We start from the raw sequence: 19,418 nt of genomic DNA on the forward strand, positions 1-19,418 counted from the left end.
TTTTATTTCATTAAATCCTCCTACCAAAATATTGATAATAGTCGGTTTTAATAAACCCATTAAATAACTTTCTCTTCTTTGTCGCTTTTCTACCGAATAAAGTTTCAAAATTTTCGTTGGATGTTAAGATATACGCACTCCACGATGGATAGTCAGCAAGTGCCTTACCCAAGTCTCTATACATTTGCTCTACTTGTGCTTTGTCACCTATACGTTCTCCATAAGGCGGATTGCCGACTACGTAGCCATTGTCCTTTTTAGGATGAAAATCATTTGCTTGCATTTGCTTCCAAGTAACTAAGTCACCTAAACCGGCTTCAATCGCATTATCCTTCGCTATTTCCACCATCTTATGATCAATATCAGACCCCGTAATATCTAGTGGCTGATCATAATTAGCAAGATCCTCTGCCTCTTCTAGTGCTTTTTCCCAGACTTTAGCGCCAATCCAAGGCCAATTTTCAGAAGAAAATTCTCGATTAAAACCTGGTGCAATGTTTTGTCCGATTAACGCTGCTTCAATTGGAATTGTCCCTGAGCCACAAAATGGATCCACAAATGGACGATCAGGCTGCCAATTCGTCAATTTAATTAATGCTGCTGCTAACGTTTCTTTTAAAGGAGCCTCTCCTTGTCCAATACGATAGCCTCTTTTATGTAATCCAGCACCTGAAGCATCAAGCGTGAGCGTTGCAACATCTTTAAGAATTGCTATCTCAATTCGATACAGATCTCCAGATTCCTCTAACCATGATGCAATTCCATGCTTTTGTTTTAATTTTTCAACAACAGCTTTTTTAACGATTGCTTGACAATCTGGGACACTATAAAGTGTAGATTTGACGGACTTACCAATTACCGGAAACTCACCATCTTCTGGAATATACGCATGCCAGTCTAACGCCTTCGTCTTTTCAAACAATTCGTCAAACGTCTTTACTTCAAATTGTCCAACTAATATCTTAACTCTATCTGCACTTCGAAGCCATAGATTGCAGCGTGGTATAGCAGATACATCTGCTTGAAAGATCACCTTCCCATTTTCTACAGTTACATCCTCGTATCCTAGATCCCGTACTTCACTAGCAACAATGGACTCGAGGCCCATTGCAGCGGTCGCTATTAATGTCACATTCTTCATATGTAATTTCCCTTCTAAACTAAAATAAAAAACCCTTTCTAATTCATATCCATTTAGAAAGGGTTATCTCTTTATATTATAGACCAAATGAATGTTTTATAAGCCATGTTTTGTACTATTGCACTGCAAACGGTGGTCAGCCTCGTACGCAAGTAGTAATCATCTATCTACAAGCTAAGCTTGTCCCTTTTTCGGTTCAATTCCCTAATCAAGGATGCCCCTACCAATATTTGGGTTGCTCACTCGTGGGGTTTACCCGTTCCACTCAGGATCGTTTCCGACCTGACTACGTCACTGTGGCACTTTCAAGGTATTCATACCATATCCGAAGACTTAGGTATTTTCCCTGCCGTTAACCATAAAGGTTACCTTGACTTATGAATTCGTCAAGCACGAACACTACAAGCATCGCAGCCTGTGTGAGCATGGACTTTCCTCTACGCTAATAGGTAGCGCAGCGATTACCAAAACATTCATTTTATCCATTATTCATTGTAATAACTTCTGTCTTACAAGTCAATGATGTAATAATACCACAAATTCATGGTGCATGGCACTAGTAATTTCAGTAATTATTACTAAATTTAGGAATCAGCATATTTCTTTCCGAATACAGCCTTTTCTAAATTAGATAATCTTTTTAACACATCATAATTCACTTGATGCGTCGATGCAGTTGGTCTTGTCCTTGGTTGCTCCGGTTGTTTCTTCAACCGTTCATTTTCTAATTTAAGACGTTCAATTTCTTGATTCAATGTCTCATAGTCTTGAATAACAGTGTCTAAAAACTCATCTACCTCTTCTTGATTATACCCTCGCATAGATGTCTTAAAATTCTTTTCTAATATATCTTTAGCAGTTAATTGAACACTTTCTAATGTCATCTCATTATTCACCTCATATTTCGCACAACTTATCCTTTATTTTTTCAAATTATGCACAAAATGTCAATGTTCTAATGTTCAAATTGATCATTTTGAATTTCTTGAACTGCATCCTCCAAATCAAGAGGAGTAATTGTTAAAATTGGATAGTGTTTTTTCTGACCAGCCCTTTTAGCTTCATCAAGAAAGAAACGTGTACTTCCGGGAAACTCCTCATCCAATAATATTAAACAAGCATCACTTTTTTCTATTAACCATTTATCTCTTGCTTTAAATTGGTATGGACCTTTATATTCATCCTTATAAAGGGTTTGGTGAAAATCTGCAAACATCGAGGCCTCTTCCAACAACATTTGGTAAGGTTCCGGCCAATTTTTATCTTGGTTTTCAAACGGTGGAATTAGTCCAAATTTAATATCATAGTTTTCTTTTAATTCCATAATAACTTCACTTGTCCATAACTCAACTCCCATTTGACCAGACATCAAAACCCATTCTAACCCCTCCTCCACGTATTGAATGAGACGTTTTTTAATGGCTTGCTTTATAAAATCTATCTTATGATCATTGGCTTTAAAAATATTCATTTCTATTGGCTTATATCCTGTTACCGTTAAAACTTTCATATGTATACATCCTTTATTATAACTATTACTAGTCATAGTATATCAAAAAATGAAGATAAAACTTACTTTATGCTTATGACACAATATGTATAAACTGCGACGTAAAGCAAAAATAATAAGTTCCTACAATGCAAGCGGCCATGAGAGACCTTATTTCCCTGTTTTTGACCAATCTTGAATCTGAGCGGTCATACGATACGCTATTTTAACAAAATGCTATCGAAATCAATGAAATTACGGCAAATAACGGATCTGGTGACCGCGAAAACTTGGAAATCTTGGATTTTTGCAAAATAAGGGATCTCATGACCGCCAAGATTTCCTTAGATTTCCGAGCGGCTATGAGGTACCTTAATTTCCTATTTTAGGCCAATTTAAAATCTAAGCGGTTATACAGTACGCTATTTTAGCAAAATGCCCACGTAATCAATGAAATCAGGGCAAATAAGGGATCTGGTAGCCGCTAAAATAATATAAACGAAGATTTCGGACAAATAACCGATCTCATAACCGCCAAAATCGACCATAGATTAGCGGCTACTATAGTTACTACGTATTTTATATCTAATGTGAATGAAAATCTAAAATAATATTGAAAAAGGATTGGGATACTGGATCCCAATCCTTTTTTTGTTAAGCTTTATTATCTTCTACGGCGAAATCCACCCGGGAAACCTGGTACACCTGGTGCTCCTGGTACAGGACCTGTTGGAGGTACTGGAGCTCCTGCTACCGGAAAATTTGGTCTTGGTGGCGTAGGAACTTGAAAAGATCCTCCATACACATTTACACTGTCTACTTCATTTGCAAAAGAAGTTGAATGTGGATAGACATGAACGTTTTTCTGAAGGTGATGGTTTACTACATTCGTGTGAGATGGATGAACGTGCTTCACCGTATTCTCACTGCACGTATCTACTTGATTATAATTTGTTGGATACACCACTGTTTCTTCAGGGCATCCACAGTTCATTCCAAAGGGTTTGTGATGATGTCTCATAAAGATCTCCTTTCTTCTCTTTAAGTTTATCTACAATAGTATCCTATGTGTAGATGTGGAGACATGTCTGAGACACAAACCTAGTTTTGTTAAATTTTTGCCTATTTATGAGATAGATCACTCGAATTAAAAGAAAATGGTAGTAATTCTTCCATTGTGATTGTTTTCCTGTCATCTTTAAGGTTACCAGTATGTATTAGCATACCTTTATCAAAAAATTCGCTCATTACCTGTCTACATGATCCACATGGTGGAACAGGTCGTTCCGTATCCGCCACCACAGCCAACTGATCAAAGGCTGTTTCTCCATCAGAGATTGCTTTAAAGATAGCAACACGTTCGGCACAAAGGCTAACAGGATAAGCAGCATTTTCAATATTACACCCTTCATACACTTTGCCGGATTTAGTTAATAGGGCTGCTCCTACTTGAAATTTCGAATAGGGTACATATGCTTTTTCTCTTGCCTTTTTGGCTCGAAGCATCAATTCATTATCATTCATTTTCAACACCCTTTTTAATCTAGAAAAAACCTAAAGAATGGATTCTTCTAGGCTTATCTTGAAACTTAGGTTTTTTTACAATAAGGCAATGGACCATATCATCTTTCACCAATAGCATATCTAACAATATAGAAAAACATACATAAATTATTTATGTATGTCTTGCAATAGTAAATCAAAAACATAGTGTACGGATTTATTTAAATTCATATATCTTTTTCGATTAACATCTACATAATAACTATGCATTAACAATAACTCCATGTTTTCTTTCGTTGAGGTAATTTGATTAGGGTGGACTTGAACACTACGATCTTTAGCAAAGACCAAAGCTTCTGCCTCCCATTCTTTTAGTAATTCAAAAGTTGGTGACGTTTTATCCTTTACATATAAAAAGAAATCCATATCTTTTTTCTTTTCTGGTTTCTCATGTGTAAGATAATGTTCTTTTAATTGCTCCAAAGTTATTTTTAAGTTTGAAGTCACGTGATGTAAATCCATCCTTCTATCCCGCCTTTCCATTTTTACTTTACCTTATTTGCGGGATAATTGCATGTTTTTAAACCACTTTAAACTCGGTAAACTAACTCTCTTTTTTTGAGCACCCTTATGGCTTTCTTCTTGTTTCTCTTTAATGACTTTATTTTGTAACTCTTCTATATCATGATGCAACTTAACAATCGTATGTTGTCGTTTAGCAGCAATATTTAGTACATAGGCATCCGTCTTTGTTGAAAGCTTTTGATCAATGATCCGAAGTTGATCCATTAAATCAAAATAACGCTTTTCGAATTCGTGTTTTGATATCGTTTCATTGCTTCGGTAAGATTGCTTTAACGCAAGACTCATTGAGATCCTCCTTTTTGTTTCCTTCGTTACTTCTATATTCTCCTTCCTTAAAGCAACACCTGCACAGGCGACAAAACTAGAAGAAAACATACATTATTAGTGAAATAGTGCCGTATTTTTTTCGCTACTTTGTTTCAAACTATAGATTGAAGGAGGGATGCAGAATGAGTAACAAACGAGCAAAACGAAATGATAAAAAGAATAACGTGAATCAACAAGAAGAGAAAAAAGCTGGGTATGGAGACAAGAAATTAGAAGGACCAGACCGTCCTTCTGTATAATAGGAAACAAGGACCTTTGTTATATAAGTTATAGCAAAGGTCCTTGTTTTGTTTTCTAAAACCGCCTAATACTCTGCTTTATATGTTCAAACCCAAGCATCATTTCCCTTTTCCTACAATAACTTTCCCACTTCGTCTGATTAAAAGAAGCTTTCTCATCTTGCCACCATTTTTCTTTAATCCCCCCATAAAAAAACCAGTCATAGCGAATATTATCCTGATGATTAATAATAGGATAAACGCTTCGTAACATAGGCGTTAAGTGATTACCAAAAGCGTTTTTTAAATATCTACCATAATCACGTCGTGAACCTGTATGCTCTGTATTCAGTGCAAAATCATAAAATTGATCAAATTTATCTGGACGAAATAATAAATGAGCTAATCTTTTCCCTAATGTAATTCTTTTTGTTGTATTGGAAAAATCATGTACATCCATTGCGCAGATTTCTCCACTTCTTGTAGGGAATAACACGGTACTCATATGAAAAAAGTCTTGAAGTAAATAAGGCCAGTTCATAAAAACATGCCATTTATAAAATGGTTGTTTCGTTACAGGTGTCACTATGACATTCTGTTCGTTTATAATAAGTGCAACTATTAACCTTTCCTTATCTCGTTTTTGCCAAAAGTGACACCATTCCTTTATCATAAACGTAGATACATCAAAGTAAGGTAATAGATGAAACATGGGTCTATTCAAATAAGTTGAAATCTGGTATAACATCAATTGTGGATATGCATCAGAGAAGATTAACCAATTAGCTCGTTCATAAGTTGAAAATAGCTGTTTTCTCGTTCTATTAGGTAAAAGGTCTAGAAATGGTTCAGCCATTAAATCAGTCATATTCCAGCCAGCATTACGGGAGACCATACTAGCCAAAAAAGCCCATTTTATTTCTGGAAATTTTCGATAGAAATTTTGGTAGGTCATCGTACGGGAAATGTTGTCTTTATTTGCTTTTCTAGTCTTTTTATTTATATAACGAATATATTCCATTTCGGATTTATTTAATTTATGCATCATACCACCCCTAATAACCTAATAAAGTATAGTGTTAGCAATCGAGAAGAAAGTATTTATTCTCATAATTGTTTTTATCATTTATAATAGAGGTTTAGTATGATACTGTCATCAGTAGGGGGAATAGAGATGAACTATCCAAATGGGAAGAAACCTTCCAGACAGGTCAACCAAATGAATAAAGAAAAGACAAGCTTTAGTAAGCGAGGCATGACTTTAGAAGAAGATATTAATGAAACAAATACTTTTTATCTTCATTCTAATAAAGCCGTTATCCATAAAAAACCGACACCTGTTCAAATAGTAAAAGTAGACTATCCAAAGCGTAGTGCTGCTGTAATTAAAGAGGGTTACTTTAAACAAGCATCTACAACGGATTACAATGGGATATATCAAGGAAAATATATCGATTTTGAAGCAAAAGAAACAAAAAACAAAACATCTTTCCCCTTAGCAAATATACATGACCATCAAGTAGAACATATGCAATCTGTTTGTGAACAAGGTGGCATTTGCTTTTTAATCATACGCTTTGCGTTTCATGATGAAACATATTTTTTCCCAGCAGTGAAACTTTTTTCTTTTTGGAACAGTCAATTTAATGGAGGAAAAAAATCCATACCCTATAATAAAATAAAAGAAGTTGGAATAAAGATACCTTTTAGTTACCAAGCAAGAGTAGATTATCTGAAGGTGATTGACCAACTTTATTTCTAGAACGGAGGAAGATGAGTTATGGCAAACGATCGCCAATCTCGTACAGCAAGAAGAAAACAACTTCAAGAACAAAAAAAATCACAAAAAAAACCCATTTGGAAAAAGGTATTATTATCACTACTTATCGTCTGTATAGTTGGTGGATTAGGTGTAGGTGGGGTGTTCGCATTTTATATATCAGGTGCTCCGGACTTAGACAAGTCTCTATTGTCTGTTCCTGCATCTACAAAAGTTTACGATAAAGATAAAGAACTTATTGCAGATCTCGGAACAGAGAAACGAACGAAAATTAGTTATAATGACATTCCTCAAAAATTAGAAGATGCAGTATTAGCTACAGAAGACGTTCGCTTTTTTGATCACATGGGAATTGATTTAAAACGAATTGGTGGTGCTGTGATTGCCAATGTTACGGATGGCTTTGGAGCCGAGGGTGCTAGTACAATTACACAACAAGTAGTAAAAGGATTCTTTCTTTCCACGGATAAGAAGTTAGAGAGAAAGGTACAAGAACAATGGTTAGCTATTAAACTAGATAGTGAGTATTCAAAAGAAGCTATTCTAGAAATGTACTTAAACAAAATATATTACGGCGCTGGTGCTTATGGTGTCGCAACTGCAGCAGAAGTTTATTTTGGAAAAACAGATTTAAATGAGTTAACCTTACCTGAAATTGCACTATTAGCGGGACTACCACAACGTCCTTCAGCATACGATCCTTTTGTAAATCCTGACTTAGCTAAGGAACGGATGAACACAGTGTTAAATCTAATGGTAATGCACGACAAAATTTCTGAAGAAGAAGCAGATGAAGCAAGACAAGTAGATGTAGCTTCTTTACTTACAGATGGAAATCCGGATCAATCAACATATTCTGCCTTTCTACAACAAGTTCAAAAAGAGGTAGATGAAAAGTTAGGCATTAATATCTATAATGAAGGTGTTGAAGTGTACACCACACTTGATCAAGATGCACAAAAACATGTAGAGTTTTTATTGTCTGGAAGTGAGGATAGCCCTATCCGATTCCCTGATGAAGATTTGCAGGCTGCTTTAACTGTATTAGATACAAAAACTGGTGCAATTCGCGCTATTGGTGGCGGACGTAACCATGATACTGGTTTTAACTATGCTACTCAAGGTGGTAACCAGCCGGGGTCTACATTCAAACCGATCATTGATTATGGTCCTGCAATTGAATATTTAAATTGGTCTACCTATACTCAACTTAAAGATGAGCCATATGAAAATAATGGGGTTACCATTGGTAATGCGTACGCGAATTACTTTGGTTGGGTAACCATGCGCACAGCTTTAGCTAAATCCATTAACGTACCAGCTGTAAAAACGCTTGAGGAAGTCGGCTTTAGTAATGCACAAAAATTTGCTGAAAACCTTGGTATAGAGTTTTCAGATGAAGGATTTATGCTTACTGATGCAATTGGTGGTGCAGCAACTGAAGTCACTCCTCTTACACTTGCAGGTGCTTATCGCCCGTTTGGAAATGAGGGGATTTATAACGAGCCATACGCAGTAACAAAAGTTGTATTTGGGAATAATCGTGAGGAAGATTTAAAACCTGAACCTAAAGCTGTAATGGCCGATCATACTGCTTATATGGTTACAGATATGCTAAAAACAGCCATGACATCTCAAGGTACCGGGTCAGTCGCTAACGTATCTGGTCTACCTATCGCAGGTAAGACTGGATCAACAAACTTAGAAGGCGTTGAAACCGGTAGCCCTGATTACTGGATGAGCGGATATACAACGAATTATACGATTGCTGCTTGGACTGGTTATGGAAAAAATAAAATAATCCCAACTGATGGTGCAGATATTTCAAAGCTTCTATTTAAACATACAATGGAACATATTTCTCAAAATATCGAGACACCGGATTTTGTAAAACCGAGTTCCGTTGTGGAAGTAACGGTAGAAAAAGGATCTAACCCTGCTAAACTTCCTAGTGAATACACACCTGATTCTGAGAAAATAACAGAACTATTTGTAAAAGGACACGAACCTAAAGAATCATCGGAGAAATACGATCAATTGGATCCAGTAACAGCTCTAGAAGCCACTTATGATGAAGAAAACGAGGTCATTAATGTTACATGGGAGTATGATACAGATAGCGAACGACCTGTGTCTTTCGAAGTAAATGCTGGTCAAGTTGATTCTAGTTCACTTACTACATTAACGACAACAAAAGATATGCAAGTAGAAATCGGAAATGTGGATAAAGGTGCCACTTACACAATTGAAGTCTTTGTTGTAAGTGATGCAAATGAAGAGAATATTAGTGAACCTGTTTACGTAACTGTTGAGGTCCCAGAAGAACAAGAAGAAGAACCTGAAGAAGAGCAAGAAAATGAAGACGAACAGAACGGTGAGGGACAGCAACCAGGAAACGGAAATGGAAATGGGAATGGGAACGGGAACGGCGACAATGGTAATGGCAATGGCAACGGAGATGGTAACGAAAATCCGGATGACGGTAATGGTGGTAATGAAGATGATCAACAAAATCCACCTGATAATGATGATGGAGAAAATGAGGATGAAGGTGATATTCTAGATGATATTATCCCTGGTTCAGATGACTCAACAGAGCAACCTGAAGCTAGCTTACCTTTCCGTCATATGTCCAAAAATGAATTAATAAACAAGATTGTTGCTTAAATAAACAAAAAAGTCTTGAGTGAATTAATTTCCTCAAGACTTTTTTGCGTTTTAGTAGAGAAGTATTAAAGATCTTACAACCATCTATTACTTGCTTTCCAAAATCATTGCTTTAGCATAAATTTTTTCAAGTTCTTTATATAATTCATTTAACTGAATGTAGCTATGATATTGTTGCGTAAAATTATGAATGAATTCTATCCGCTCTACTATATTAAACGGCTTATACTTAAAAGTTGCTATGTCCTCTTTAAAATTGCAGTTTTCAGACCAACTAAAACCGTTAACCAAATATAAGGCTTGTTTAAAATTCGCGATCTGTTCGTCCATTTGTTTCATAGCCTGTTGCCCTTTTCTTTGACTGTATAAATCTGCTAGTTCAGTTGAAAGCTTATTCCAGTTTTGTATATGGTTAAACCCAGACTCAAACATGCAGTTCCTTCTCCATAGCTTTCATTCTTTTCTTACCCTCTCTACATATATCTAAAAGCTTGCACTCTCCACAGTTAGGATTTTTGGCTTTACAATGATATCTTCCAAAAAAAATCATCCGATGGTGAGTATCACTCCACTCATCCTCTGGTATTTTTCGCATTAGCGTCTTTTCAACTTCAAGAACGGAATCTTTCCATTTACAGATTCCTAGACGCTTCGATACCCGCTCGACATGCGTATCGACAGCAATTGCAGGAACATTAAAAGCTACCGAAGCCACAACATTTGCCGTTTTTCTACCTACACCGGCCAATTTTTCTAACTCTACTTTAGAAGATGGCACCTCTCCACCGTACTCATCAATTAGCATTTGACAGAGCTTACGTATATTTTTTGCTTTGTTACGATACAGTCCAATTGATTTTATATCCTGTTGTAATTCCTCTAAGGAAACTGCCAGATAATCTTCAGGTGTTTGATACTTTTGAAATAGGTTTTTTGTCACCTTATTTACTAACGCATCCGTACATTGTGCAGACAAAGCAACTGCAATGACTAATTCGAATGGATTTTTATGAACTAATTCACATTCAGCATCAGGAAACATTTCCTTCATAACGTCTAAACAGTATCTTATTTGCGTTTTGTTAAGCATAATCGTCCCCCCTACTAATCCTCCAACCAATTATAATATAGAGATACATCTCGTTTAGGTTCTTCTTGCTTCTGGTTTTCTTGCTTTGTTTGGTTTGCATGAAATGATTTACTATGATTTCTAGCTTGTTCTACCGTTCGAATACCTTTTCTTTTCCATTCTCTTAAAATACGGTCGATGTAACGGTAATTTAACTTGCCCATGAGTACCGCTTCGCGAAGTGCAGCTTTGATCAATGAAGGGGACTGTTCCTCCTCATCAATCCATATGTTAACAGTCTCAATTTCAAATGGTGACAACGGGCGACCAAACTCTTGCTCAAATAAAATAAAAATATTTGTTTGTTCTTCTGATATTGATTTATCTTGTTGGATGACTTTTTCTGTATATAAATTGACCCATAATGGCTCTAACGAATACTGCTCATTTAATACGTTCATTTCATTATGATTTTGTTCGATTTGTAATATGTTTTTTTGAATTAACTTACGTAAGATCTGTGAACAATCTTGTGCAGAGATCGTAACATAATCTGCTAATTCGTCCGGAGTAGGAAAATGGTTTCCTTCCATATAAAACCGATGAATTTGAAGTATAATCATAACTTCTTGTTCATTCAACCCAAGATTCACGTAGTCTTTAAGAAGTATAGAAGGAATGATTAGTTGATCCTTTAAAAATGACTGGTAAGATTTTTGGTTATTCAATGACTTTCACCTCAACAATCATTATAGCATGAATAGCGTTTTCAATTATAAATACAAATTATAACAACTGCAGTTTTTAGACAAAATACCACAAAAATTACTTGCAATTCATTCGTAGTAGATCCATACTACGCAACACTAAAAATTACAATACTGCTTTACCGTTCCGGAAATACACTTCGCTTTCCGTGGGCTCGCGCTGAGCCTCCTCGCTCGCAAAGTTCGCTCTCTGTGGGGTCTCAACGTCTTCGCTGTCCCACAGGAGTCTCCGTGTATTTCCTCCACTAGCCTAATGGAATCTATGTTTCATCCCTCTTCTTAAGAGAAAGAACTACAATTTTATGTGCTTTACTTACAGTTGTTAGGACTTACACTTAAAATTAGCAGATAAAAAGGTTTTGTTACTGTTACTAGCGGAACAAGTGAAATTGGCGACACTCCTGCGGGAACAGCACGAGCCGAAGATCCACTCAGGAGCGCACTTTGCTCCTGAGTTAGCTGAGGCCGTGCCCGCGGAAAGGGAGCCAGTTTCACTTGTGGAGCGGGTCGGAAAGCTACTGCGCAGTATATGGATACTACGTCTTAACATTTTTCAGAAAAAACTTTAAAATAACATATCAATAGAAAGTGGCATACGAATTGTTATTCATATGCCACTTGGTATGCTATTCAATTATCCATTAAGGATATAGACGATTTAATAAACGTGGGAATGGAATCGTTTCTCTAACATGTTCCACACCTGATATCCATGCAACAGTTCTTTCGAGTCCTAATCCAAAACCTGAATGTGGAACACTACCATATTTACGTAGTTCTAAATACCACTGATAAGCATCACCTGTAAGGTTATGCTCTTTATAGCGTTGTTCCATTAATTCAAGATCATCAATTCTTTGTGATCCACCTATCATTTCTCCATAGCCTTCCGGAGCGATTAAATCCGCACATAACACCACTTCTGGTCTATTCGGATCAGGTTTCATATAAAACGCTTTGATCTCTGCAGGATAATGTGTGATAAAGACTGGCTTTTCAAAGCTTTCCGCTATTGCAGTTTCATGCGGAGCACCAAAGTCTTCTCCCCATTCTACATCCGTAAAGCCTTTTTCTTTTAACAAGTCAATTGCTTCATCATAAGTAATACGAGGGAACGGTGCTTTTATTTTATCTAGCTTGGATATATCTCTTTCTAATGTAGTTAACTCTAATTTACAATTATCCAATACAGATTGTACCAGATAACTAACGTACTGTTCTTGTACTTGTAAACTATCCTCATGATCCATGAAAGCCATCTCAGGTTCTATCATCCAAAACTCAATTAAGTGCCTTCTTGTTTTAGATTTTTCTGCACGGAAAGTAGGGCCAAAGGAAAACACCTTTCCAAACGCCATTGCAGCCGCCTCCATGTACAATTGCCCACTTTGAGATAGAAATGCTTCCTCATCAAAGTATTTTGTATGGAATAGCTCTGTCGTACCTTCTGCAGCAGAACCAGTAAGAATTGGTGGGTCTATTTTCACATAACCACTCTCGTTGAAAAAGTTATACGTAGCTCGAATAATTTCATTTCGTATCTTCATAATTGCGTGTTGTTTTTTAGAACGTAACCATAAATGACGGTGGTCCATCAAAAACTCTGTACCGTGTTCTTTTGGTGTGATCGGGAAATCAACTGATTCATGAATGAGTTCCACTGATTTAACTTGAAGTTCATATCCAAATGGTGAGCGTGTATCTTCTACAACTGTACCTGTAACATATAAAGATGATTCTTGTGTCAGATTTTTTGCAGTTTGGAACGTTTCTTCAGATACTTCTGCTTTTACTACGACACCTTGGATAAAACCTGAACCATCACGTAACTGCAAGAAGGCAATCTTACCACTTGATCTTTTGTTACTTAGCCAGGCTCCTATAGTTACTTCTTCTCCTACATACTTTGAAACTTGATCTATTGTTGTTTTCACTGTCATAACCTCCGTAAAACTCTTATTGATGATTGATTACAAAACGTTTAATTCTCTTTGCTGCTTCTTCTAATTGATCAAGCGAAATGGCGTACGATAAACGAACATTATTTGGTGAGCCGAAACCTGAGCCAGGTACGAGTGCAACCTTTTCTTCTTCTAGCAAAGCTTTAATCCACTCATCTACATTATCAAATCCATTTAACTTAACTGCTTCACTAACATTAGGGAATAGATAGAATGCTCCTTTTGGTTTCACGCATTCCACACCAGGAATGTCTGTAATCCAAGTGTAAAGTTTTTCTAATCTATCTTTGAAAGCTTCGCGCATAACATCTACTTGCTCCTGAGAATTGTTATATGCTGCGGATGCTGCATATTGTGCAATCGACGTTGGATTAGATGTGGAATGGGACGCCAAGCTAGTCATGGCTTTTATAATTTGTTTATTTCCAATCGCATAACCGATTCGCCAACCTGTCATGGAATGAGATTTTGATACGCCATTAATAATAACCGTTTGTTCTTTTAGCTCAGGCGAAATTTCAGCCATGGAGACGTGTGGTAATTCGGTATAAATGAGTTTTTCATAAATTTCATCAGAAACGATGACTATATCATGTTGAACGCACACTTCTCCTATCGCTTGTAATTCTTCTTTAGAATACATAACACCTGTTGGATTACTAGGTGAATTAATAATTACAGCTTTTGTATTCGGCGTGATTGCATTTTCTAACTGTTCTGGTGTTAACTTAAACTCATTTTCTTCCACTGCATCCACAAAGATCGGTTGACCTTCGGCAAGCTTAATTTGCTCTGGATAACTAACCCAGTATGGTGTAGGAACAATAACTTCATCTCCTGGATTTAGTAAGACTTGAAAAAGTGTGTACAATGCATGTTTTGCTCCTGTAGTAACAATAACTTGATCCGCATCATAATCTAATCCTTGATCTTGTTTCATTTTTTTAATGATAGCTTTCTTTAGATCTACTGTACCACCTGCTGGGGTATATTTTGTAAATCCCTCGTGCATGGCTTTTGTCGCAGCATCCAGAATGTGTTCTGGCGTATTAAAATCTGGTTCCCCCGCAGCGAGTCCAATAACATCGTGACCAGCTGCTTTTAATTCCTTCGCTTTTGCTGTGATAGCTAAAGTTGAAGAAGGCGTTAACGTTTTTACCCTATTTGCTAATTCCATATAATCACCTTTCCCTTAATAAATAGATCGACGTAATTCAACACCAAATGTTTCACTTCCATCAAGTGGAAAATATTGAAATACATAACGATCTGCCTTATTTATGTATTTAACTTCCCAAACAGGTTCATCACTGTATAACCCCAAATTAATTCCGTGAAGTTCACACGAAACACAGCTTTGTCGCCATTCGGACATTACTTGATCCCTCGTGATTGTATCGTTTAATAAAAAAAATAAAACGTCACTTTGCTCATCTACATTCTCTTCTACAGGGACAAAGGCAACTGCTGGTTCCCCATCTCCTGATTCGCCAGTAACCACATGATAAAAGATATCCCCATGAAACCTCGTTACTTCCTTTATATTCTTTATTTCAGTTTCACTTTGTGCTAATTGAATGGATGCACTAAAACCATCTTTTTTATTTTCCTGTACAGTACTATAAAGATAAATACTATAGCTAATGACTGCAATAAAAATAATGCATATGACTAAGATCGACAACTTTAACCAATTAGGTACGGTATATCGTAAAGATTGCTTTTTCATTATTTTCCTCATCCAGTGATAAACCAAACATGAGATCATCCTCTTTTAATGTACGGTTTAAACTATCTACAATTTTATATAAATCGTCAGCATGTTGAATCTTAATTGTTGATAAAGTTTCAATTTTATTAGTCATATATCAAATGCCTCCTTATTTTTTGGTTGAGTTCTCAATATTTGTAACACATAGACTGCATTATATGTACGAATACTAAGAGCACGTTGAAAAGAATGTTTGCTCAATGACGATAGATAGTTCAATTTATATTTTGATGGACATTAGTATTTTTTTCAACAATAATCCTAACCCATATTTTATTTTACCTGTGTGTTATTATATCACACAGGCTTTTTTTATTATCGGTATAAACACATTTTATCTTTATTATTTTGCCAAAAAAACACATGATAATCCATGAACCAAAAGGCCCATGGATATTAATTATGACAAAATTTCGTACTCATGTAAATCCATTCGGATAATCGTTGTTCCTGCCTGTTTCAAATAATAAACGTCAACCCAGGACTCATTTAATCGTTCAATTAAACCTTCATTTGGTGTATAACCCTTGCTATTAAAAACAATACTCATATGCGGATCAATTTTTTCAAGAAAAGAAAGGCTTGGACTTTTGCCTTTTGCATAGTTTCCAATTTTTAATATATTGGACTTAAATCCAGTATCCAAGATCTCTTTCTCATTTTCCACATCACTTATACTGAGATACATAATCGAATTTTCACCATAACTAATGCCTAGGCTCATATCACCTTTAGGTCCTACCGCTAGAACTTGAACAGTCAAATGTTCGTCTAAGCTTATTACTTCTCCACTTTTCCACTGTACGCGTGAAGTACTAGTTAATTGTTCTTTACAGGTACTACTCAAGTCACTGCTATAATACGTTTTATTTATATGGTATCGTTCAATTAAACGATGTGCATTACCACAATAATCATTGGTTTGACCAGTAAGGATCAACCCGTCTAATTGTTTAATTTCTAATTCTTTTAGTTGAAATAATAGCTTTTCCTCACTCTCATTAGACCCTGTATTAATTAGGTAATTCCGGTCATTACTCGTTTTAATTAACGTTGCTTCTCCATCGGGCAGGTTTAGGAAAGCGACGTAAAGCTCTCCTTCTTCTAATAAATTGATCGACTCTGCATTCACTATGTTGATACCTGCAGAAATCCAGAGGAAAATACCTATCCAAATAAATACTTTTTGCTTCAACTACATCACCCCTAAAACAAGCTAGTTATAGAGTATGTAAAAATGCGAAACGTATCATAGCCAATCTTCTACATGTCCCATAATTTTTTTTGTATTCATGTAATGAACAGGTACTTTTGGAATGGAATCAACAAAATATTTCCCATACCTTGCTTTCATAATTCTATCATCACAAATGAAAACAACACCACGATCTGTGCTTGATCGAATTAACCGACCAAACCCTTGTTTAAACCGTATAACAGCGTTTGGTAATGCTAATTCCATAAAAGGATTTTTTCCTATCTCCTTAATATGACTTGACTTGGCTTCATAAATAGGATGATCGGGTGGTTGAAATGGTAAACGGACAATCATTAAACAAGAAAGATCACTACCAGGGATATCAACACCTTCCCAAAAGGAACTTGTGCCTAATAAAATCGCTTTCTCAAATGCTTGAAAGTTTTTCTTTAGACGCGATCTGCTCCCACTAGAGACACCTTGTGCAATTATCATAAAATCATCTTCATCCATAATTTCTCTTAAAAGGTTGTATGATTTTTTCAGCATATCGTAGGAAGTAAATAAAACAAGCATCCGTCCATTAGAAATATGCGCTAGCGATAGAATAGCCTCACACGTCGCATAAATAAAGTCATCTTGGTTTCCATACTTAAAATCCGGAAAATCGTTTGGTATCATTAGTTGAACTTGTGATTCGTAAGCATAAGGTGATTCAATTTTCTTTTCTAAAACATCAACATCCGCCAGTCCTAGTCGTTCACGAACAAAGCGAAAAGAGTTTTTCATTGTTAGTGTAGCACTTGTTAAGATGACACTCTTTTTTTTAGAAAATAATTGCTCAAAAAGGATCGATGATACATCTACTGGCTCACTGAAGAGATATACGGCATTTCTTGCTCCATATGCTTCGATCTCGATCCACTTGACTTTAGATTCATCCCTTTGGAGAAATAATTGTTCTAAATCATCAATGACAATCTGCAATTGTTCTATATGCGTTTGTGTAACGTCTAACTCGTCAACTTGATCCTCTATGTTACTTAGCGTTTGCTTTATCGTAGATAAAATATGAATAAGGTCCCTTAAATTAAATGATAATCGCGTAACCATTTCCTTGATCGCATTCCATTTATCTGAAGGTTCCTTGTCCTCTACCATGCGATATTGTAGTCGTCCAATGTCATTAACAGAAACATCATTCTTATGTTGTTCCACTACATAACTAAACAAAAATCGAAACAAATCATCTACTTCATTCTTCGCGTTTTGCCACCATTTATCCCAATTGTAATCTGATACAATCTTATCAATCATTGGATAGTTCTTATTGATTTTACCTAACCAATCACTATTCGAAATGGTTCCAATTCGATTTAACATAAACTGGATATTAATATAATCTAATTTCAATCCCAAATGCTTCGCAGCGGTGGCTTCCAAATGGTGTGCCTCATCAATGATCACTTTTGTATAGGATGGCAATAAGTTATATTCACTAGTCAAATCTGTACACAACAATGAGTGATTCGTTATAATGATATTTGCTCGTTGTGCGTTATTTCTGACACGTTGAAAAAAAGACCTTGAGAACCATGGTGAAAAAGGGTCAACCGCCCCTTCTGCTTCTGCTGAAATTCGCTTGAAAAATTGTTGCCCACTAGATGGTAGCTGCACCTCATCTATATCACCTGTATTCGTTTCCGTAAGCCAAATAAGAAGAATCGCTTTTGTTAAGGTTATATCATAATTATCTTGGCCTGAAGAAAATAACTCTTTTTCAAACTTACTAAGGCTTATATAATGTTGTTTTCCTTTTAATAAGCACATATCAAAATCAAAGGCTAAAATACGTTTTAACAAAGGAATTTCCTTTTCTAATAATTGCGTTTGCAACTGCGTTAAATGTGTACTAATAACAAGTCTTTCCCTATTAGTTATTGCTTCATATATGGCAGGTATTAAATATGCGAGCGATTTACCTGTTCCAGTCTCCGCTTCAATTAATGCATGTTGATTCATCTGAAATGCATCATAGATCAACTCGGACATTTCTCGTTGGCCTTCACGATACTCATAGGACTTCATTAATTGACTAAGACTTTGTCCGTTTGGATAGATAGTATCGAGTAATTCACCATACGAAATACCAGGGGCTTGTTTATTATGTTGTTTCTGCTCATCCTTCTTTATTGCAATTCCTCTAAAAATCTCTAGATCATCTCGAAACTGATCTTCAAAAGATCTTTTCTCCATCTGCTCTTCTAAAATGACACGTAAATCACTTTTTAAACCAGTTTCCATTTGTTGCAGTTGATGTAGCGTTTCATAAGGAAGTGTATGTAATTTATTAAATAAATGTTGTAGTAATTTAGCTGTAACATAAGCGTCAGAAAGCGCACGATGCGGATCATGATGCTTTATCGATAAATACTCGGATAATTGACCTAGCTTAAAACCAGGTGCCTGGGGTAATAATATTCGAGCAAGCTCTACTGTGTCGATTACTGCAGCATGAATTGCTTTAAATCCGGCCGATTGTAATTCATAATTTAAAAACCCTAAATCAAATGGTACATTATGAGCAACAATATAGGCGTGCTCAAAAAAGGGAATAATTTCGTTAGCAACTTGTGCGAATGTTGGCGCACCTTTGACATCATCGTCATTAATCCCTGTTAACTTCGAGATAAACACAGGGATTTCTACATTGGGATTGATAAGAGAATTATACTTTTCTTTGATTTCTCCATCTTCTACGACAACAATCCCTATTTCTATAATTTTGTCCCCTTTTGAGGGGGTATGTCCAGTTGTCTCTAAATCAACTACAACAAATTTTCTCAAAATTTCATCTCCATTAACAAATAGTAAGTAACAACTTAGCAAATCTAGCTAGCTCACTAAATAATGCTAACCAAAATTTTATGCAAAAACTCTTA

The 19,418-nt window shown here is 36.0% G+C and carries 19 protein-coding genes and 1 other RNA gene; 2 read left to right on the plus strand and 18 right to left on the minus strand.

The window, feature by feature from the left end; all coding sequences use genetic code 11:
• Positions 1-10: 10 nt before the first annotated feature.
• The 9 genes from NYQ66_RS16475 to NYQ66_RS16515 form a co-directional block, all read right to left on the minus strand.
• Positions 11-1,141 carry a THUMP domain-containing class I SAM-dependent RNA methyltransferase gene (locus NYQ66_RS16475; protein ID WP_259870989.1) on the minus strand — a complete coding sequence of 377 codons (1,131 nt, stop codon included), beginning with the start codon at positions 1,139-1,141 and terminating at the stop codon, positions 11-13.
• Between the two features lie 94 nt (positions 1,142-1,235).
• An RNA gene (gene rnpB, locus NYQ66_RS16480) (RNase P RNA component class B) lies at positions 1,236-1,614 on the minus strand.
• Positions 1,615-1,725: 111 nt separating this feature from the next.
• Entirely contained in the window at positions 1,726-2,025 is a 300-nt protein-coding gene (gene gpsB, locus NYQ66_RS16485; RefSeq protein WP_259870991.1) for a cell division regulator GpsB, read from the minus strand.
• A gap of 71 nt (positions 2,026-2,096) precedes the next feature.
• Positions 2,097-2,651, minus strand: coding sequence for an SLOG family protein (locus NYQ66_RS16490; RefSeq protein WP_259870993.1), 555 nt, complete (start codon positions 2,649-2,651; stop codon positions 2,097-2,099).
• 643 nt (positions 2,652-3,294) lie between these two features.
• Positions 3,295-3,651 carry a spore coat protein gene (locus NYQ66_RS16495; RefSeq protein ID WP_259870996.1) on the minus strand — a complete coding sequence of 119 codons (357 nt, stop codon included), beginning with the start codon at positions 3,649-3,651 and terminating at the stop codon, positions 3,295-3,297.
• 101 nt (positions 3,652-3,752) lie between these two features.
• Positions 3,753-4,154: a cytidine deaminase gene (locus NYQ66_RS16500; RefSeq protein ID WP_259870997.1), complete on the minus strand. Its 402-nt coding sequence runs from the start codon at positions 4,152-4,154 to the stop codon at positions 3,753-3,755.
• Positions 4,155-4,301: 147 nt separating this feature from the next.
• Positions 4,302-4,655 carry a YppE family protein gene (locus NYQ66_RS16505; RefSeq protein ID WP_259871000.1) on the minus strand — a complete coding sequence of 118 codons (354 nt, stop codon included), beginning with the start codon at positions 4,653-4,655 and terminating at the stop codon, positions 4,302-4,304.
• Positions 4,656-4,688: 33 nt separating this feature from the next.
• Entirely contained in the window at positions 4,689-5,003 is a 315-nt protein-coding gene (locus NYQ66_RS16510; RefSeq protein WP_259871003.1) for a hypothetical protein, read from the minus strand.
• 336 nt (positions 5,004-5,339) lie between these two features.
• Complete coding sequence (locus NYQ66_RS16515) at positions 5,340-6,308, minus strand: DUF2515 domain-containing protein (protein ID WP_259871005.1); 969 nt, start codon at positions 6,306-6,308, stop codon at positions 5,340-5,342.
• A gap of 129 nt (positions 6,309-6,437) precedes the next feature.
• On the opposite strand from NYQ66_RS16515, the gene recU reads away from it, so the two are divergent.
• Entirely contained in the window at positions 6,438-7,025 is a 588-nt protein-coding gene (gene recU / locus NYQ66_RS16520) for a Holliday junction resolvase RecU (protein WP_259871008.1), read from the plus strand.
• 18 nt (positions 7,026-7,043) lie between these two features.
• A complete protein-coding gene (locus NYQ66_RS16525; protein WP_259871011.1) occupies positions 7,044-9,710 on the plus strand; it encodes a transglycosylase domain-containing protein in 2,667 nt (888 codons plus the stop codon).
• 87 nt (positions 9,711-9,797) lie between these two features.
• Here NYQ66_RS16525 and NYQ66_RS16530 read toward each other — a convergent pair whose 3' ends face one another.
• From NYQ66_RS16530 to dinG, 9 genes are all read right to left on the minus strand, one after another.
• Positions 9,798-10,142, minus strand: a complete 345-nt coding sequence (locus tag NYQ66_RS16530; protein ID WP_259871013.1) for a YpoC family protein — start codon at positions 10,140-10,142, stop codon at positions 9,798-9,800.
• Positions 10,135-10,800 carry an endonuclease III gene (nth, locus tag NYQ66_RS16535; protein WP_259871014.1) on the minus strand — a complete coding sequence of 222 codons (666 nt, stop codon included), beginning with the start codon at positions 10,798-10,800 and terminating at the stop codon, positions 10,135-10,137. Before nth ends, NYQ66_RS16530 begins: the two co-directional genes overlap by 8 nt.
• A 14-nt stretch (positions 10,801-10,814) precedes the next feature.
• Complete coding sequence (locus NYQ66_RS16540) at positions 10,815-11,507, minus strand: DnaD domain-containing protein (RefSeq protein ID WP_259871017.1); 693 nt, start codon at positions 11,505-11,507, stop codon at positions 10,815-10,817.
• Positions 11,508-12,187: 680 nt separating this feature from the next.
• Positions 12,188-13,480, minus strand: a complete 1,293-nt coding sequence (gene asnS, locus NYQ66_RS16545; protein ID WP_259871019.1) for an asparagine--tRNA ligase — start codon at positions 13,478-13,480, stop codon at positions 12,188-12,190.
• Between the two features lie 22 nt (positions 13,481-13,502).
• Complete coding sequence (locus NYQ66_RS16550) at positions 13,503-14,684, minus strand: pyridoxal phosphate-dependent aminotransferase (RefSeq protein WP_259871020.1); 1,182 nt, start codon at positions 14,682-14,684, stop codon at positions 13,503-13,505.
• Between the two features lie 15 nt (positions 14,685-14,699).
• Complete coding sequence (locus tag NYQ66_RS16555; RefSeq protein ID WP_259871023.1) at positions 14,700-15,236, minus strand: cell wall elongation regulator TseB-like domain-containing protein; 537 nt, start codon at positions 15,234-15,236, stop codon at positions 14,700-14,702.
• Positions 15,202-15,372: a YpmA family protein gene (locus NYQ66_RS16560; RefSeq protein WP_259871024.1), complete on the minus strand. Its 171-nt coding sequence runs from the start codon at positions 15,370-15,372 to the stop codon at positions 15,202-15,204. The genes NYQ66_RS16555 and NYQ66_RS16560 overlap by 35 nt, the downstream gene beginning before the upstream one ends.
• Before the next feature lie 306 nt (positions 15,373-15,678).
• The gene (locus tag NYQ66_RS16565; protein ID WP_259871026.1) at positions 15,679-16,473 is read right to left on the minus strand and encodes a ComEC/Rec2 family competence protein; all 795 of its coding nucleotides are present in this window, start codon (positions 16,471-16,473) and stop codon (positions 15,679-15,681) included.
• Positions 16,474-16,527: 54 nt separating this feature from the next.
• Positions 16,528-19,323 carry an ATP-dependent DNA helicase DinG gene (dinG, locus tag NYQ66_RS16570; protein ID WP_259871027.1) on the minus strand — a complete coding sequence of 932 codons (2,796 nt, stop codon included), beginning with the start codon at positions 19,321-19,323 and terminating at the stop codon, positions 16,528-16,530.
• Positions 19,324-19,418 lie beyond the last annotated feature (95 nt).

The sequence above is a fragment of the Aquibacillus koreensis genome, from assembly GCF_025154055.1.
In the GTDB taxonomy this organism is placed as follows: Bacteria; Bacillota; Bacilli; order Bacillales; family Amphibacillaceae; genus Aquibacillus_C; species Aquibacillus_C koreensis.

Coding starts and splice junctions, on each gene's coding strand:
- gpsB (WP_259870991.1), bottom strand. CDS start 2,025: ATGACATTAGAAAGTGTTCAATTAACTGCTAAAGATATATTAGAAAAG.
- NYQ66_RS16490 (WP_259870993.1), bottom strand. CDS start 2,651: ATGAAAGTTTTAACGGTAACAGGATATAAGCCAATAGAAATGAATATT.
- NYQ66_RS16550 (WP_259871020.1), bottom strand. CDS start 14,684: ATGGAATTAGCAAATAGGGTAAAAACGTTAACGCCTTCTTCAACTTTA.
- NYQ66_RS16510 (WP_259871003.1), bottom strand. CDS start 5,003: ATGAGTCTTGCGTTAAAGCAATCTTACCGAAGCAATGAAACGATATCA.
- NYQ66_RS16560 (WP_259871024.1), bottom strand. CDS start 15,372: ATGACTAATAAAATTGAAACTTTATCAACAATTAAGATTCAACATGCT.
- recU (WP_259871008.1), top strand. CDS start 6,438: ATGAACTATCCAAATGGGAAGAAACCTTCCAGACAGGTCAACCAAATG.
- NYQ66_RS16495 (WP_259870996.1), bottom strand. CDS start 3,651: ATGAGACATCATCACAAACCCTTTGGAATGAACTGTGGATGCCCTGAA.
- NYQ66_RS16555 (WP_259871023.1), bottom strand. CDS start 15,236: ATGAAAAAGCAATCTTTACGATATACCGTACCTAATTGGTTAAAGTTG.
- NYQ66_RS16525 (WP_259871011.1), top strand. CDS start 7,044: ATGGCAAACGATCGCCAATCTCGTACAGCAAGAAGAAAACAACTTCAA.
- NYQ66_RS16505 (WP_259871000.1), bottom strand. CDS start 4,655: ATGGATTTACATCACGTGACTTCAAACTTAAAAATAACTTTGGAGCAA.
- NYQ66_RS16475 (WP_259870989.1), bottom strand. CDS start 1,141: ATGAAGAATGTGACATTAATAGCGACCGCTGCAATGGGCCTCGAGTCC.
- nth (WP_259871014.1), bottom strand. CDS start 10,800: ATGCTTAACAAAACGCAAATAAGATACTGTTTAGACGTTATGAAGGAA.
- NYQ66_RS16500 (WP_259870997.1), bottom strand. CDS start 4,154: ATGAATGATAATGAATTGATGCTTCGAGCCAAAAAGGCAAGAGAAAAA.
- NYQ66_RS16515 (WP_259871005.1), bottom strand. CDS start 6,308: ATGCATAAATTAAATAAATCCGAAATGGAATATATTCGTTATATAAAT.
- NYQ66_RS16530 (WP_259871013.1), bottom strand. CDS start 10,142: ATGTTTGAGTCTGGGTTTAACCATATACAAAACTGGAATAAGCTTTCA.